The organism is Stieleria mannarensis (genome assembly GCF_014154935.1).
GTDB classification, from domain to species: domain Bacteria; phylum Planctomycetota; class Planctomycetia; order Pirellulales; family Pirellulaceae; genus Stieleria; species Stieleria mannarensis.
Genome location: NZ_JACEHH010000010.1, coordinates 35,696 through 52,713 on the forward strand (window position 1 = coordinate 35,696; position 17,018 = coordinate 52,713).

The following is a 17,018-nucleotide window of genomic DNA, read 5'->3' on the forward strand; positions in this document are numbered from 1 at the left end:
AGCGGACCCTCCCCGCGTCGTCGCATACTCCTCCGCGACCCTCCCAACGGGAGGGTGAAGTCGTAAACTTCTGTTGTTTCAGAGGTTAAACAACGCACGGCCTCTTCCAGGTAGGGTTTCGTCTTCAGTTGATGCCGATGGGAAGGGTAGGTGATGGCACTGCCTGTCCGGTGGCGATCGCAGCGTGCTAGGATTGTCAGACGCGAGGTGGCGATCGCGATTCCCCGTTGTTTCTGCTGCCGACAAGACTCTTCTCCCCCCAAGTACATCTGATGCCTGACCCGCAGTCACCCGGACAGTGGTACATCAAAACCACCAATGGAATGCGTGGCCCCTATCCCATTGAGAAGTTGCAGCGGTACGTCGATGCCGGCGCGATTCTGCCCAACGCCGGATTGAGAGACGGAAAAGGCCCGTGGGTCGCAGCGGCGACGGTCCAGGGCCTGACGTTTCCCGCCGAATCGATAGCCAAACTGCGCGCGGCCCATCGGACCGCAGCACCGGGGGCTGATCAAGCGGCTGCCAATCCGCAACGTGCCGCGCAATCACCAACAGACGACGCACCCGATCAAACGCGCGGCGACGAGGATCACCAGCGGCGGATCGCAGAACTGACGCAACGGGAACAAACGCTCGAGGGTCTGGCAAAGACGCTGGACGCCCGTGGCAGTGAGCTGGACGCCCGTGACAGTGAGCTGGAACGGCGCGAGGTAGAGCTGCGGGCGCGACAGGAGGAATTGGAGTCCAAAGGTAATGAACTGGAATCGCTGCGAGAGGAACTGCAGTCACAGCGTGGGGAACTGGAGTCACAGCGTGAACGGTTGGAATCGCAGTCGGCTGAGCAGACCGCGTTGCTGAAGGACCAACAGCAAACGCTTGCCGATGACCGTTCACAGTTGGCCCAGCAGCAAGCCGAATGCGAAGCCCGACGCGATGAGTTGGAACAGCGCGAATCGCAGCTTGCGGCGCGGAGTGCCGAAGTCCAGCAAGCCGAGAGTCAACTGACGGCCGAGCGAGAGGAGATCGACGGGCGAACACAGCAACTGGACCAGCGCGAGCAAGAACTGGACCAGCGCGAGCAAGAACTGGTCGAGCGTGAGCAAGCGGTTGACCGGAAACAAGCATCGCTTGAGGAACAAGCGACGTCGCAAGCGGAGCGTGAGAGCGAGATCGACGGTCGCCATGCCGAAGTCTCCGACGCAACGGCCGAATCGATTCTCAGTGAGAAGCGGAAACTGCTGCAAGAATTCGCCGCCCGCCAGGCGTCCTTGTCGCAGCGGGAAGCCGACCTGATGCGTCGCGAAGACGAATTGACTCGGCGCGAATTGGACATCACCGTCCGCCCCGGTGCCTCGGTTATCCCAGAGCCGACCGCTCAGCCGGAACCCCAACACGACCAGGCCACGCCAGAGCAAGCGGCGCCAGAGCAGGCGGCGCCAGAGCAGGCGGCGCCAGAGCAGGCGGCGCCAGAGCAGGCGGCGCCAGAGCAAGCGGCGCCAGAGCAAGCGGCGCCAGAGCAGGCCGATGTGTCCTCGATCGACGTTGTCTCCGCCGACGCGTCCCCGCCTGCAGCGATCGACCAGGACAATGCAGCCGAGCCGGCCGTCGAGCGGCCGGACGAGTCGATGGCCGCCGACGCTGCACCTGCTTCGTGGGAGGACGTTTTGGGGCGAACCGATGAGCGGGCCGACGCCTACGAATTGGCCGTCAACGATGCCCCACGCTATGGGCCGGTGACGTCGCAAGACCAACACCAACTTTCTGAAACGGTTGGGCCCGACGAGGATCCGGTGGATGCCGACGACGGAGCATCCTCGGGGGCGCAGCTCGATGATCCACCGACGCATCACGAGGATTTGCCGGAATCGGATGTTCCGCGGCGGGATCGCTTGCCGTCGGAGATTCTGCCGTCGGAGTTGCCGCATTACGACGGCGTTTCTCAAGCGGCGGAGTCCGAAGGGAACGTGGCGGTCGCCGCCGGTGTCCCGGCGACGGACGCGGAGTTGAATCGGTTGCGCCGAGCGGCGTTCGAGGAACGCTTCGGACCCTGCTGTCGCTATGACGTCGATGACGACCCCACGATGCGCGTCGATGTCTCGGTCCATTCCCCCGAGGGCAATCGAGACTTCATGACGCTGGTCACCAGCGGGATGAGCGACTATCCGATTCCGATGCCGAATGGACAGCGGAGCGTGCGGGCCGAACTGTTGCTCTACGTCACCCACCTGGATGACTTGGCCATCCAGATCGTCCGTGGCGCCGCTAAAGAACCCTATCGGAAAAAGAAAGGGCTTTCGATCGGGACCACCGGGTCACTCGAAGGGTTGCACGACCTGATGCCCGACAGTCAACAAAAGGACTGTGTCTACATGTTGCCGGTGATCGAATCCGATTCCAAACCGATCCAGACCGAAGCGGGGATCGGCGGCGTGATCCAGTTGTTCTGGTTGATGACGATCACCGAGGCGGAACGCAAGCTGATTGACACCGGCGGGATTCACAAGTTCCTCTCGCTGCTGGAAAAGAACAGCCACGCGGTGTTCTTTGACCCGATGCGCGAGTGTTATGTGAAACGAAAACGCTGGTTCCGACGCTAGGTGACACTGGCCAGACGCATCACGAATTGTTCCAGCATGAACCGGTCGCGGCCGTCGGCGCTGTGGGTTCCTTTCAGCCGCAAATCGGCATCGAGCAGCCAGGCGAGCAGCTGGACGGCTTTCTCGCGTTTCATCCGTTTCATGTCGGCGATCGCACGCGAGATCTCCGCCGGACGATGCACGCCGGCTTGGGCCAGTGAGTCTTCGAGGGTCTGGCGTTTGCCGGCCCGCTCGGCCGCCACATGGGCCGACGCGGCCAGCCCCAGGCGTCGCAGCGACCAGGCGATTTGCGGCAGCAGGGCGATCGCCGGTTGCCCGCCGGAAATCAATTTGTCGAGTTGCTTGATCGCCTCGGCGGCGTTGCCCGAGGAGATCGCGTCGGTGATCTGCCAGATCGTCTTGCCTTGCCAACCGGCCACGACGTCTCGCACCAACGGTTCTTCGATGGTTTCACCGGGCGGTAGGTAGAGGGCGAGTTTGGCGATCTCGGTATCGAGGAACCCGATGTCTTCGCCGAGCATTTCGATCAAGGCGTCGGCTGCCCCGCCGGTCAGCTTGGTTTGATGGCGTGCGGCCACGTACTGGGTCAAAAATTTGCGCCGGCTGGCCGCCGTCGCGCCGGTCTTTTGCCCCGTCTCGCCGCTGCAACAAACCAGAACGTGAGACTTGTCGAGTGCCTTGTAGACCTTGGTGTTGGAGGCCAGCGATTCGAACTGCAGCACCAGCCGCGCCGCCATCCCGGGCTTGGCCAGATAGGTTTCGATCTCGGGGCGATTGGCAGAAACGAACTTGTCGGCATCGCGAATCACGACCGTCCGTTTTTCGCCCATGTCAAACAACGAGGCGGTCGACAATTCGTCGTTGATATCCGCCCAACGACCCGTCGTCCCGTCCACCTCCGTGACATCCGCCGCACCGGCCAGCACCGCGGTCGCCCAAGAGGTCAATGTGCTGTCACCCCCAAACAACCCCGCCACGGCAAAGTCGACCGGAGCGGCGCCGGAGTGGGCAGCCAAGAATTCAAACGCATGAGTTTTCGACATCGGCGTAGTCTAACAGGCAGAACGTGTCCAACGAACCAGGGCTGGGCAGGCAAAACGATGGGGGCAAGACGATGGGTCGGGGGGGGGGCATTTACTCGGGTCTTGGCTATTGTTTTGCCACCTTTTCACTCGTTACGAGAGGTATCGTCATGCCTATTGAAGTTGATTCCGAGATTCAGGTGCTTGACCGCGATGAGTTCCAGTCATTCGCTTACCAAGTCATGGGAATCATCTTCTCCGCTCACAATGACTTCAGTCGACTGATCGACGAGACGCCGTTCAAGAACATCATCCGTCGACGGTGTGAATTGGCAGGCGTCTTGCCCGCTCGACGCGAGGTCGAAATCAGGCTGTCGCACAAACACTTTCGCAAGTCGTATTTCATGGATTTGCTGCTCGGGCATGCGTTGATGGTGGAAGCCAAAACCGTTGATTGCCTGACACCCGCTCACGAAGCTCAAGCCATCAATTATTTGCTGCTGACGGGAATGAAACATGGGCTATTGGTGAATCTGCGAACACCACGTGTCCAAAAACGTTTCATTTCAACGAATCTCGATTCGGTCGCACGTCACCGATTCGCAGTCGATGCGAAAAGGTGGCGGGGTGTCGATGACGCGAGCGTGCGTTCGCGAGAGGTTGTCGAGGACCTGTTAGATGATTGGGGCGTCTTCTTAAACGCCTCCCTCTATCGTGAAGCCTCCATGTGTTTGCTCAAAGGATCCCAGAGTGGATCCGTGCGTGTTCCAATTTTTGACGGAGACTTTCAGGCTGGATTGCACGACGTGTTTCTGATCGACAGTCACACGGCGATGTCCATCACAACGTTGACCGACGGAATCACTGAAATGGAGGAGCAACTGAAACGACTGCTGTGCCACACCAGCCTTCGCTGCATCCAATGGACAAACCTAAATCACCACGATGTCAAAATGGCAACAATTGAGTCATAACTCAATCTGCGTCCCCAAGGTGCTGCCTATTGTTTTGCCCCCATTGTTTTGCCCCTCCCGCCTTCACCATTCTGCCATCCTTCCCTACTTCTTCTGTTTCCTGCGGCGGTCGAGCCAGGATTTGTATTCCCAGCGGTGTTGCCATTGTTTCAGGTGGGGCTGGTAGTCGGGGCGGTCGACCCAGAACATCGGTTGGGGATGGTCGGCCGCGACGGTCCCCTGCGGGTAATCTCGGCCGGCTTCGCTGGCGTCGGTGGATTCCAGCCAGTCGCGGAGTTGTTGTCGCAGGGATTTAAATCGTTGGGGATGTTGTGCGGCGACGTCGTCGGATTCGTCGACGTCCTTGACCAGGTTGTACAGCTGGAACGCGTCTCGGTTGAAGTTTCGCGTCAACAACTTCCAGTCGCCGTCGACCACTGCGGCCGATGTCTTGTAGCGAAAAAAGATCGGCTCAGGGCGTTGTTGTTCCGCGTCCGACGGCCCGTCAAACAGATGCGTCAGGCTGATGCCGTCTCGCGGTCGTTGCGGGGCCGGGTGCGGTTGATCGGCAAGCTCCAGCAGGGTCGGCATCATGTCCATCACGCTGGCCGGGAAAGCGGTTTGCCGCGGCCGAATTGTACCGGGCCATTCGATGATGCCCGGCACCCGCAATCCGCCTTCGTAAATCGTTCCCTTGTTCCCACGCAGTCCGCCGGTCGTGGCCGGTTTGATGTTCGGCAACCCGCCGTTGTCGCTGCAGTACCAAACCAAGGTTTGTTTTTCGATCCCCAGTTCACGCAATCGGCTTCGCAGCGCGCCGACGCTGCGGTCCAGCGCCACCAGTTCGCCATAGTGATGCATCGACGCTTCGTTCAAGTCGGTAAACGGCGCGTTGTCTTCGGCGGACGCTTTGAACGGGGAGTGCGGTGTGCCGTACCAGATGACGGTGAAGAACGGCTGGTCGGCGGCGGCTTGTTGTTCGACGTGCTTGAGCGCTTGCTGCATGATCACGTCCGACGAATCGCCGCGATGATCTTCGAATTCTCCCTGGCGGCTAAGCAACGGATCGCGATCGAAGAAGTTGGTCACCGACAGCCAATGGTCAAACCCGAACGTGCCGGGATGAAACCGGTCGTGTCCGAGAATCGGTGCGCCGGGACCACGCAGTCCGTTCAGGTGCCACTTGCCGAAGTGCGCCGTCTGGTAGCCCGCATCGGCGAGTACCTCGGCCAACGTGATCTCCTGGTGCCGCAGCGCGTAGCCGTGTTCGGGAACCCCGACGCGGTAACACGATCGTCCGGTCAACACCGCCGCGCGGGTGGGCGAACAGACCGGAGCACCGGCGTAGAACCGATCGAAACGCAGCCCGGATCGACTCATCGCATCCAAGTGCGGCGTTTGCAGTCGCGGGTGACGGTTGTAACCCGTTTCGCCCCAGCCCTGGTCGTCGGCCATCACCAAGATGATGTTCGGACGGGCGGCGTGGCAGGCGAGGGGAATCAACGCCAGGATCAACAGCAGGCAACGCATCACGGGCTCCGAGGCGGGGAAGGGCAGGGCAGGGGAGCATAGTGTAGCCACAACGGATCCATCCGACGTCCATCATCGGACGATCGCGCCATTTTGACGTCGCGACGCTCGATGCAGGCGCGGGAATCCCCGTGGACCATCTTCTGGCGAAGGTAGCTATGTTTGACCGGCTGCTATCGCGAGCGGAAGCCTAGAATTCGAGCCCGCGGGGCCAGACCACCGGTGGCGATCGGTTGATCCAGCAAGTAGCTGCCCGTGTTGCCCGCCTGGTCGGTCGCGTCGATGCGCAAATAGATTTCGTGCGGCAACTTCGGATCGGCCGGCCAAACGTACAGCCCGTCATTGCGCAATCCCGCGGCGATGGTCGTCCACGGACCGTCCAGCGAATCGCTAAACGCGATCGAGACGGGACGGTTCATCAGGTTTTCGTCGCTGCACTCATAACGAATGATCAACGATCCCGTCCGGTCCCCTTCGCCGTAGCGGGCCGAAGTGATCTTGATCTCCGGCAAGGTCTGGTCGACGATCACCGCGATGTCGGGTTGGTCGCCGGGCAGCGGACGAGGGCTGGCCAGGCCGTTGTTGCCGAGCACCACGATCCGGAACGCGAACACGCCTTCGCCCTTGGTTTCGATGTCAAACGGACTGGTTCGATCCGGATCGGCGCCCCAGCGTTTCCACGTCCGGCCGGCATCCAGGCTGCCGTACAGTTCGACCGCTTCGACTCCGGACGCCCCGACGGCTTCGAGTTCATATTCCAAGCTGAATCGGTTCGAGTCGCTCCAGCGAAAGGGAACGGTTCGGGCCAGTTGGGCGCGGTCGTAACGCAGTTGTTGTTCGCGGCTGAGTTCTGCGGCACGCTCGGCTCGATAGCGACGCTGGTCCTCCGGCGTGCTGCTGGGAGCCGGCGTGGGGATTTGCTCGGGGCCCGATTCGGCCCCCGGTCGGTTCGGCGTGGATGGCGGGTTCGGCGTCGTCGCGGCACCGGGTGTGATCGGACGCATGGCTTCTTCCAGCGTGCGTGAGCGCCGGGCTTCTGTTTGCGGATCCGTTTCGGCGGCCGGCAGCGGCAGCGATTCGGTGATCGGGTCACCGGGCGATCTCGGCGGTGTGAGATTGATTGTCGGCCCATCGACCGCTTCCGGAGTCGGCGCGGGCAGCATTTCAGGTGCCGGCGTCGGGGCTGCAGCGGGCGGCTTGTTGGTTGCAGACGGTGTGTCGGTTGCCGATGCGTCGGTCGCCGGGGCCGGATCAGCTTGGGGCGTCGGCAAGACCTCGATGCCTTCCGGGGTCAGCTTTGCCGTCAGTCCCGAAGCCGGTAGCGTTCGGGGCCCGGTTTCATTCCCGGCCGCTGAATCGGCTCTGGCGGTCCGGCCGGCGGGTGTCGATTCGATCGGTCGGGTCGCCGGCCGGGTAGCGGCGCCGAAGGCCGAGCCGAAGGTGGACAGCGAGCGCGGGTTGGAGCCTTCGTTGCGGGGTGGCGGCGTGTTCCGCATCGGGTTCGCACCGGCGGGCGATCGCAGCGTGCCGGGCGATGGCCGCAACGGGCCCGCGCCGGGGGACTGCAACGCCGAATGATTCGGCGACGTCGCGGCCGGATGATTCGCGCCGGCGGCAGAGGGGGGCGCGCCGGCGGCAGAGGGGGGCGCGCCGGCGGCAGAGGGGGTCGCGCCGGCGGCAGAGGGGGGCGCGCCGGCGGTCGGTCCGAGCAGATAGCTGGGCGGGTCGCTCGGGCCGGCGACGGTTTGGGCGCGAAGCTGGTTGCCCGCCGGGGCGGTCGCTTCGGATTGCTGGTCTGCGGCATGATCGCTAGCGACGTGATTGTCAGCGACGTGATGATGCATCGCGTCGATTTCCGCTTGTGGATCTTCCCCGGCGTTTCGTTCTTCTTGCGCCATCGAGTCCTGGGGCGACACCGCCAGATGTGGCAACTTCGTTGCTGCGACACGCGGGCGGCGGAACGTCTTGGCCTGGACCGACGCGTTACCGATCGAATCGGTCGCCGTGATGTGGACCGACATCTGTCGCCAGTCCTCTTGGGGCCGGATCGCGAAACGGCCTTCGTGATCGATTTGTGCGTTGGCGACGGTGACCCACTGGCGTTTGACATCGGTCGCGTACAGGACGCGCAGCGTGGCAACCTGGTGTGGGTCGGTCAGTTTCAATTGTGCCGTGACGTTTCCATCGGAGTCGGCGCCCCCGTTGAGCTCGATCTCCGGCCCGGTCGTATCGATAAAGATTTTGCGTTCCGGAGTCAACTTTGCGGTCGGCTGGGGGGGCGGGTCCAGGTCGGTCGCGTGCGTGAACCAATAATCGCCGTCGGCGGTCGCTTCGAAGTGAAATTTCTTGATCGGCAGCGGCTGCTGGGCGGCTTGGGTCCAGGTTTTTCCGCGGTCGGCCGAGACGTACAGCCGCACCAGGCTCGCTTTGGTGCCCCGATCCATCTGAAATGGGATGTCAAAAACGCGAGATGTGAGGACAATGGCGTCCGGGTCGACTTCCGCTGCGGCGGCGGGGCCGGTCCGGACGGCGAACATCGCCAGGAACACAAGCGTCCCCAGGGATGCGGCCGGCATCCACGGGGATGCCGACAGAATCGATTGCGGGCGATGCCCGATCGCCCTGACGAATTGGCCGAATACGCCCATCGGAAATGCCGGAGTCGAAAGAAACGGATGTACCTCAATTTCCGGTTCGGCAAAAGAATGGGCCGATCTTGATCGGGATGCGGGAAAAAGTGGTGCATCGATCGTTTCGTACCCTGACGGGAGTTCGCCAGACGGACCAGATGAAACAGGCCATAAAATTTGACGATGCGTTCGGAGTGTCGCCGTGTTCTCCGAACTCGGCGAGCTGCGAAACGTCGCCGTGTTCTCCGAACTCGGCGAGCTGCGAAACGTCGCCGTGTTCTCCGAACTCGGCGCGGGCGCGAAAAAGCGAAGCTTTGCGCCGCGCCGACCTCGGAGAGGACGGCGACTGTTCCGCCCAATCGAAAACGAAACTGCAGTAGACTTATGAGTGAGAGTTGATGATTCAGTATCAATATGACGTGGTGGTGATCGGGGCGGGACATGCCGGGACCGAGGCGGCGGCGGCGGCCGCGCGGCTGGGGGCCCGCACGGCCCTGTTGACGACCAATCTGGACACCGTCGGGCAGATGTCCTGCAACCCGGCGATCGGTGGCGTCGCCAAAGGCCAGATCGTGCGCGAGGTCGACGCGTTGGGCGGATTGATGGGCAAGGCGATCGATGCGACCGGGATTCAGTTCCGATTGCTCAATTGCCGCAAGGGACCGGCGATGCACAGTCCCCGCGCCCAGGCCGACAAAAAGGCCTACCAGCAATACATCAAGCACGCCATCGAATTGCAGGACGACTTGGACCTGCGCCAGGAGACGGTCGAGGATCTGTTGACCGAAACCAGCGGCGAAGGCGAGCGGGTGGTGGGCGTTCGCGTCCGCGGCGACGCCGAATACCGTGCGCCGGTGGTCGTGCTGACCACCGGCACGTTCCTGTCGGCGATCATGCACACCGGAGAGTCCAAGACGGCCGGCGGACGGGCCGGCGAAGGGACGACGACCGGCATCAGCGGCGCGCTGAATCGGTTGGGATTCCAGATCGATCGTTTCAAGACGGGCACGCCGGCACGATTGAATCGCCGCACCATCGACTATGCCGGTCTGGATGAACAACCCGGCGATGACGATCCCCAGCCGTTTTCGTTCCTGAACGATTCTCTGGCGATCGATCAGGTGCCTTGCCACATCGCGATGACCAACCAGGCGGTGCACGATTTGATTCGCGCCAACCTTCATCGCGCGCCGATGTACAGCGGACAAATCCAGACCCGTGGTCCACGCTATTGCCCTTCGATCGAAGACAAAGTGGTGCGGTTTGCCGACAAGAGTGCCCACCAACTGTTTCTTGAACCGGAGGGGCATCACACCGAAGAGGTGTACGTCAACGGGATCTCGACCAGTTTGCCGCGTGACGTTCAAGACGAAATGTTCCGTTTGATTCCCGGATTGGAACGGGCGTCGATCATGCGTTACGGATACGCCGTGGAGTATGACTTTTGTCCGCCCACGCAGCTCTGGCCGCATCTGGAATCCAAACGCGTTGCGGGTTTGTTTTTGGCCGGCCAGATCAACGGGACGACCGGGTATGAAGAGGCCGCCGGCCAGGGCTTGATCGCGGGGCTCAATGCCGCCCGCCAAGTCGCCGGCAAATCGACGTGGGTGCCGACCCGCGACCAGGCCTACCTCGGCGTCTTGGTCGACGACCTGGTGACCAGCGGCACCGACGAACCCTATCGCATGTTTACCAGCCGCGCCGAATACCGGCTGCTGTTGCGACAAGACAACGCCGATCGTCGCTTGACTCCGGACGCGGATGAACTTGGCCTGATCGATGCCCAGCGGCGACAACGGTTCGCCGACAAACTGACCGACATTGACAAGGCGATCGAGTTGCTCTCGGCGGTCCGAATCAACACGCCCAAGGGAGACGTCAAGGGAGACGTTTACCTGCGCCGCCCCGAGGTCGATTGGGCGAAGATGTGCGAGTTTGTCCCCCAGCTTGCCGATATCGGCGGCCAAGCGGCACAGCAAGTCGTTTACGACATCAAGTACGAAGGCTACGTCAGTCGTCAACGCGACGAGGTGGCCCGGCAGCAACGGATGCTCAAAAAGAAGATTCCCGGCGGTTTCGACTATTCATCGATCGCCGCAATGCGAAACGAAGCCAAGGAGAAACTCAGCCACATCCGCCCCGTCTCGCTGGACCAGGCCCAGCGGATCAGCGGGATCACGCCGGCGGACATCGCGCTGTTGCTAGCCTATCTGGAAGCACCGTCATCAAGTTGATGCGGTCGGACCGTCGCCGTGTTCTCCGAACTCGGCGGGGCGAACGGTAATCGTCCACCACGCTCGACCGCCGATCAAAGATCGCCACCAAGCGATCTTGACCTCGCCTGGGGATTCGGTAAGATTCGTTGGTCGGGCAAGATCGGCAAGCTTGAGGGTTTTGGAGTTTGCTGTTGCCTACGTTTTTGACGCAAATTGGCGATGAAATGCTCTTGTGCGGAAGCGTGGGGGTTTTGCTAAAAGAACCTTGTCGTGCTGGTTTGGTGACCGGCACAACAGTGTCGGCAAATGCTAGCACTGAAAGGACATGGAACAGGGTGAGCCTGGTTGAGGGTTCACTCACGACAAACGCACAGGTTGGGAAACGGCTCGTCCTGCAGGGAGGATGGTTTCTGCGATGACCACGAAGACGGTCTTTACGACAGGCGAAGCGGCTAAGATCTGCAAGGTCAGCCAGCAGACGATCATTCGTTGTTTTGACAACGGGTCGCTTAAAGGCTTCCGGGTTCCCGGAAGCAAATTTCGGCGGATTCCACGTGAGCAGCTTTATCTGTTCATGAAAGACAATGGGATTCCGACCGACGCGCTCGAGAGCGGCAAGAAGAAGTTGTTGATCGTCGATGACGACCAGGATTTGGTCGAATTGATGAAAGACGGCTTTGAACGCGACGGGCGATTCGACATCCGCACGGCCAACAACGGGTTTGATGCGGGGATGGGCGTCAAGGAATTTCGTCCGGACCTGGTGGTTCTGGACGTGATGTTGCCCGACATCAACGGCAAAGAAGTCTGCCAGCGGGTCCGCAGTGATCCGGCCTTGGACATGGTCAAGATTCTTTGCATTTCCGGGATGGTGGAGCACAACAAGGTCGATGCGCTGCGTGCCGCCGGTGCGAATGATTTCATGCAGAAGCCGTTTGCGATCGACGACTTGGTGTTGCGATCCTGCGATCTGTTGGAAATGGAACGCAAAGTCCCGAATTAGATGAATGCGGTGACGAGTCTCCGCGACCAATCGAACGAATCCCCGTTTCCGGCCTCGTCGCTCGAGCTCGGCTGGTGGGGTGTTCTGCCGCCGATCGACCGCGCGGGCAAACGTTGGTGGTTGCCGCTGTCGGATGCGGCGATGGTTGCCATCGCGACAGCGATTTCCGCTTCGGACGCGCAGTGGGACAATTCGAATCCGCTGGTGGCCCGTCGCGTGACAGCGGCGTTTCTCGAAGATCCGCCGTTGTTGTTGTTCGCACTGCTGCGTTGGCCTGGCGATGATTTTGTTTCGGTGACCGAATTGGCCGAGTGGTTCATCGGCGCCGCGCCGGGTGAGTTTTCCGCCGGAGAGTGGATCGTTTCGGCACCGCGAATCACCAAGATGCACCAGCATCGTTGGTCGCGCCTGCTGGCCCGCAGCCGAACGACCGAGCCGAAGGACTGGATCGCCTCGGCGGCCGAGTGGTTGCAAGTCTTGGGGCCGGTGGTGGAATCGGATTGGATCGAGCGCTTGCCGGCGGTGATCTGGGACGGCGGCTCCGAGCCGAAACCGAAACTCGAAGGCAGTCGTCTGTTGCAGCGATTGGCGCGAGCGCGTGAGCGGGAATTGGCGACCGAGAACAGTTTGTCGGAGCTGGCCGAGACGCGGAAGTTGGCTGCGGCGAAACAATTGGCGTACGGGTTGAGCCACGAGATCAACAACCCGTTGGCAAACATTTCGGCGCGGGCCCAGCAGCTTGTCCGTGACGAAGCCGATCCACAGCGACAGCAATCGCTTCAGCAAATCGTCCAGCAAGTCTATCGGGCGCACGAGATGATCGCGGGATTGATGTTTTTCGCCAACCCGCCGGAGACCAATCGAGAACGCATCGATTTGAATGAGTTGGTCCGCGAGGCCGGGGACGAGTTCCGCTCGATCGCGTCGGACGTCGACATCCGCTTGATGGTCGAGACGCTTGCCGACCCGGCATGCGTGATGGCGGACCGCGCAATGATGTTGGAAGCGATCCGCGTTCTGTTGCGGAATTCGATCGAGGCGATCGGCAGCGGTGGGACGGTGGTGTTGTCGATGGAGCGGGAGGAGGCCCCTTCGCGGGATCCGCAGTGGTTGATCCACATCGCCGACAGCGGACCGGGGCTAAGTGTGGAGGCGTCCAGGCATGCGTTTGATCCGTTTTACAGCGGCCGCGAGGCCGGGCGCGGCTTGGGATTGGGGCTTTGTCGTGCCTACCGCGTCGCCCAATTGCATGACGCCACGATCCGACTTTCCGGCGGCCTGGCCGGTTGCGTCGCCACGATCGCGATCTCGGAGTGAACGGGTTGCGCTGGTGTCCAGGCTTTTGCCGCTCAGCGTTGTTGCTTGGCCCGTCGATTGAATCGGTGGCGGATTTGATCGTAGCGGAAGTCGTCAAGACGTTCGTTTTGCAGGGGCGGAAGCGACATTTGCCGTGTGGGCCCTCTCTGGCGTTTGCTTGCTGCGCAAACGCCGTTTCTCCCAGAGAGAGAGAATCTAAATCGGTCCCTCAAGGCGAGACACCAATCCTCGCGCCATTTCCTCCCATCGATGCCCGGTGTTCGATCGAGCGGTGATGGTCGATAATTCGAACCTGTCATCCAATTGGTCGTAACGGGTCACCCTCTTCATGCTTGATTCTGCTTTGGAAGTGCTGCGAATGCAGGCCGCCGGTGAGGCATCGGCGGTCGAAATTGCCGAGCGCGCGATGGACGCGATCGAGGCGTCTCAGACCGTGCACAACGCCTACACGCACGTCGATCGCGAGTCGGCGATCGCCAGCGCAAAAACCATCGACGCCAAGCGGGCCGCCGGAGAACCGCTCGGGGCGCTGGCCGGCGTGCCGATCGCCGTCAAAGACGTGCTCTGCACCTCGGACATGCCGACGACCTGTTCCTCGGAGATGTTGCGTGGATTTCGTCCACCCTACGACGCCACGGTCATCGAAAAACTGCGTGCCGCCGACGCCGTGATTGTCGGCAAGACGAACATGGACGAGTTCGCGATGGGGGCGAGCACCGAAACGAGTGCCTTTGGGATCACCAAGAACCCGTGGGACACCACCCGCACCCCCGGCGGCAGCAGCGGCGGGGCGGCCGCGGCGGTGGCCGCCGGCACCGTGCCGCTCAGCCTGGGGACCGACACGGGGGGCTCGATCCGCCAGCCATCCGCGTTTTGTGGTGTGACGGGATTGAAACCGACCTACGGTCGGGTCAGTCGTTATGGGTTGGTCGCCTTTGCCAGCAGCCTGGACCAGATCGGCCCGATCGCCTGGTCGGCCGACGATTGTGCGCTGTTGATGAACGTGATCGCCGGATTCGAGCCGCGGGATTCCACCTCGCTGGACCAGCCCGTCCCCGACTATACCTTGGCGACCGAATCCAATGACCTTCGCGGCATGCGGATCGGCGTGTTGCGTGAATCGTTGCAGGCCGAGGGGATCGACGAATCGATTCGCACCGCGGTCTCCCACGCGATCGGCGTGTTGGCAGAACTGGGGGCCGAGATCGTCGATGTGGATCTGCCGCACCGCGAGTACTGGGTGCCGACCTATTACGTGATCGCGCCCAGCGAAGCGAGCAGCAACTTGTCGCGATACGACGGCGCCCACTACGGGCATCGCGCCGGCGAAGAGGCCAAGGATTTGGTCACGATGTATTGCCGCAGCCGTGCCGAAGGGTTTGGGGCGGAGGTGAAACGTCGCATCATGGTCGGGACCTACGCGCTCAGCGAGGGCTATGCCGACGAGTATTACAACAAGGCGCTGAAGGTGCGGCGGCTGATCCGCGGTGACTATGACGCCGCGTTCTCGCAAGTCGATCTGCTGTTGGGGCCGGTCACGCCGACGCCGGCGTTCAAGTTGGGTGACAAGGTGGACGATCCGATCCAGATGTATCTGTGCGATTTGTTTACCGTCGGCGCGAATCTGGCCGGTGTGCCGGCGATCTCCTTGCCGGGCGGATTTGACCCGGCGGGATTGCCGATCGGGATTCAATTGCAGGCGCCGACGCTCGAGGAAAGTCGCTTGCTGTTTGCCGCATCCGCCTTCCAATCGGCGACCGACTATCACACCCAACGACCGAAGCAATAAACGATGTCACAGCTACCGACCACGACGATCATCGGACTGGAAGTCCACGTCCAATTGAAGACGGCAACCAAGTTGTTTTGCGGTTGCAGCACCAAATTCGGCAGCCCACCGAACACCCAGGTCTGTCCGGTTTGTTTGGGATTGCCCGGCGCGTTGCCGGTGATCAATGAACACGCGATCGAACTGGCCATCCGGGCCGGGTTGGCGATCCGTTGTGACATCCCGCCGCTGACCAAATGGGACCGAAAACAATACTTCTATCCCGATTTGCCCAAGGGCTATCAGATCAGCCAGTTTGATCTGCCGATTTGTGCCGACGGCTGTTTGGAGATCACCGATCCGGCCGATCCCGATGCCATCCGTCGCATCGGGATCATCCGCGCCCACCTGGAAGAAGACGCCGGCAAAAGCATGCATGACGAAGCGGCCGGTCGTGCCGACAGCCGCATCGATTTGAATCGCTGTGGCACGCCGCTGTTGGAAATCGTCAGCGAGCCCGACATGCGAACGGCCGACGAGGCATTGGCATATCTGATCAAACTGAAAGAGATCATGACGCACCTGGGCGTTTCGGATTGCGAAATGCAAGAGGGCAGTTTGCGCGTCGACGCCAACGTCAACCTGCACATCGACAAGCACGGCCAGCGGATCGCCACCCCGATCGTCGAAGTCAAGAACATGAACAGTTTTCGCAACGTCGCCGCGGCGCTCGATTACGAAGTCGAACGCCAATACGCCGAATGGGAGGAAACCGGACACACGATCCAGACCCACGGCAAACGCACCTTCGGCTGGGACGACGTCAAATGCGTCACGTATCCCCAGCGTGAAAAGGAAGAGTCGGCGGACTATCGCTATTTTCCCTGCCCGGACCTGCTGCCGATTCGAATCCCTCGCGAGCGTGTCGAACAGATCCGCGCGTCGCTGGGTGAAACACCCGAAGAGACACGCGAGCGGTTGCAATCACAATACGGCATCAAGGCGTACGATGCCGATGTGATCGTGTCTCAAGGCCGCGCGATGGTCGAGTACTTTGACGCCGCCGCGATGGCCAGTGGCGACGGGAAACGGACCAGCAGTTGGATCCAGCAAGACGTGATGCGAACGCTGAAAGAGCAGGGCAGTGACATCGAATCCTTCGGCGTCTCAGCGGAACAACTCGGCAAGCTGCTTTCCAAAGTCAAAGCCGGCGAATTGACCAACGACCGTGCCCGCGACGTGTTCAAACACGTCAGCGAAAACGGTGGGGGTATCGAAGATGCAATCAAGGCGTTGGGGATCGAAGCGGTCGACGATTCGGAAATGGAATCGCTGGTCAAAGAGCTGCTCGCGGCCAACCCCAAGGTCGTCGACGATGTCAAGAACGGCAACCAGAAAGCCGTCGGTTCGTTGATCGGTCAGGCCCGCGGCAAGAACCCCAACGCCAACCCGCAAAAAATCCGTGAGATCGCCCTGCGATTGATCGATCAGGCGTGAGCAGGGGTGGTCGACCCGTGGGGCATGCTGTGCGTGACATCCAGACGAACTCAGATTCTCTCCCTCAGGGAGAGACGGCGTTTGCCCAGCAAGCAAACGCCAGAGAGGGCCCGCGGCATGCGAAAGTCTTGGCGACTTCCGCGACGACGGCGGGCAACAACCCGTACCAATAGGGAGTCAAAGAACAGTCCCACCTCTCGGCAGCAACGAATTGATGAGCAGCATTCCGGCCAAGCCGCTCGTTTCGATCGACGATTTTGGCGATTGAGACGCTTGAAGCGTATGTGCTGGTGGAACAAACCGTGAAATCGGCAGTGGTCTACGCCCGCGGGGATTCGGGCTTTGTTCGGCGCGAGTACGGTGCAGGGCGGGCCGTCCGGTTGCCGATTGAAAACCTGACGCTGGATCTTGATCGAGCGTATGAGGGACTGGGATAAGCTTCCGCAACTCAATTTGCAAACCTGACGATGCGTTCGAATAGTCGC

Annotated in this window: 11 protein-coding genes; 8 read left to right on the forward strand and 3 right to left on the reverse strand. The window is 61.4% G+C overall.

The window, feature by feature from the left end; all coding sequences use genetic code 11:
- Positions 1-272 precede the first annotated feature (272 nt).
- Entirely contained in the window at positions 273-2,597 is a 2,325-nt protein-coding gene (locus tag H1B37_RS08880; protein ID WP_182866286.1) for a suppressor of fused domain protein, read from the forward strand.
- Here the strand turns inward: H1B37_RS08880 and holA are convergent.
- On the reverse strand, positions 2,594-3,640 hold the full coding sequence (holA, locus tag H1B37_RS08885; RefSeq protein WP_182866287.1) for a DNA polymerase III subunit delta: 1,047 nt from the start codon (positions 3,638-3,640) through the stop codon (positions 2,594-2,596). The genes H1B37_RS08880 and holA overlap by 4 nt on opposite strands.
- 149 nt (positions 3,641-3,789) lie before the next feature.
- Between holA and H1B37_RS08890 the strand changes: the two genes are divergently transcribed.
- Positions 3,790-4,593 (forward strand): GxxExxY protein, encoded by an 804-nt coding sequence (locus H1B37_RS08890; RefSeq protein WP_182866288.1) that lies wholly within the window; start codon positions 3,790-3,792, stop codon positions 4,591-4,593.
- Between the two features lie 84 nt (positions 4,594-4,677).
- On the opposite strand, the gene H1B37_RS08895 is transcribed toward H1B37_RS08890, so the two are convergent.
- Together H1B37_RS08895 and H1B37_RS08900 are read right to left on the reverse strand one after the other, a co-directional pair.
- On the reverse strand, positions 4,678-6,102 hold the full coding sequence (locus H1B37_RS08895; RefSeq protein ID WP_182866289.1) for a sulfatase-like hydrolase/transferase: 1,425 nt from the start codon (positions 6,100-6,102) through the stop codon (positions 4,678-4,680).
- Between the two features lie 173 nt (positions 6,103-6,275).
- On the reverse strand, positions 6,276-8,750 hold the full coding sequence (locus H1B37_RS08900; protein WP_182866290.1) for a hypothetical protein: 2,475 nt from the start codon (positions 8,748-8,750) through the stop codon (positions 6,276-6,278).
- 380 nt (positions 8,751-9,130) lie between these two features.
- On the opposite strand from H1B37_RS08900, the gene mnmG reads away from it, so the two are divergent.
- From mnmG to H1B37_RS08930, 6 genes are all read left to right on the forward strand, one after another.
- Entirely contained in the window at positions 9,131-10,966 is a 1,836-nt protein-coding gene (gene mnmG / locus H1B37_RS08905) for a tRNA uridine-5-carboxymethylaminomethyl(34) synthesis enzyme MnmG (RefSeq protein WP_182866291.1), read from the forward strand.
- Between the two features lie 397 nt (positions 10,967-11,363).
- Positions 11,364-11,951 (forward strand): response regulator, encoded by a 588-nt coding sequence (locus H1B37_RS08910; RefSeq protein WP_182866292.1) that lies wholly within the window; start codon positions 11,364-11,366, stop codon positions 11,949-11,951.
- A complete protein-coding gene (locus tag H1B37_RS08915) occupies positions 11,952-13,268 on the forward strand; it encodes a sensor histidine kinase (RefSeq protein WP_182866293.1) in 1,317 nt (438 codons plus the stop codon).
- Between the two features lie 328 nt (positions 13,269-13,596).
- A complete protein-coding gene (gene gatA / locus H1B37_RS08920) occupies positions 13,597-15,057 on the forward strand; it encodes an Asp-tRNA(Asn)/Glu-tRNA(Gln) amidotransferase subunit GatA (RefSeq protein ID WP_182866294.1) in 1,461 nt (486 codons plus the stop codon).
- Positions 15,058-15,060: 3 nt separating this feature from the next.
- Positions 15,061-16,533 (forward strand): Asp-tRNA(Asn)/Glu-tRNA(Gln) amidotransferase subunit GatB, encoded by a 1,473-nt coding sequence (gene gatB / locus H1B37_RS08925; protein WP_182866295.1) that lies wholly within the window; start codon positions 15,061-15,063, stop codon positions 16,531-16,533.
- A gap of 257 nt (positions 16,534-16,790) precedes the next feature.
- Complete coding sequence (locus H1B37_RS08930) at positions 16,791-16,970, forward strand: hypothetical protein (RefSeq protein WP_182866296.1); 180 nt, start codon at positions 16,791-16,793, stop codon at positions 16,968-16,970.
- Positions 16,971-17,018: the final 48 nt, after the last annotated feature.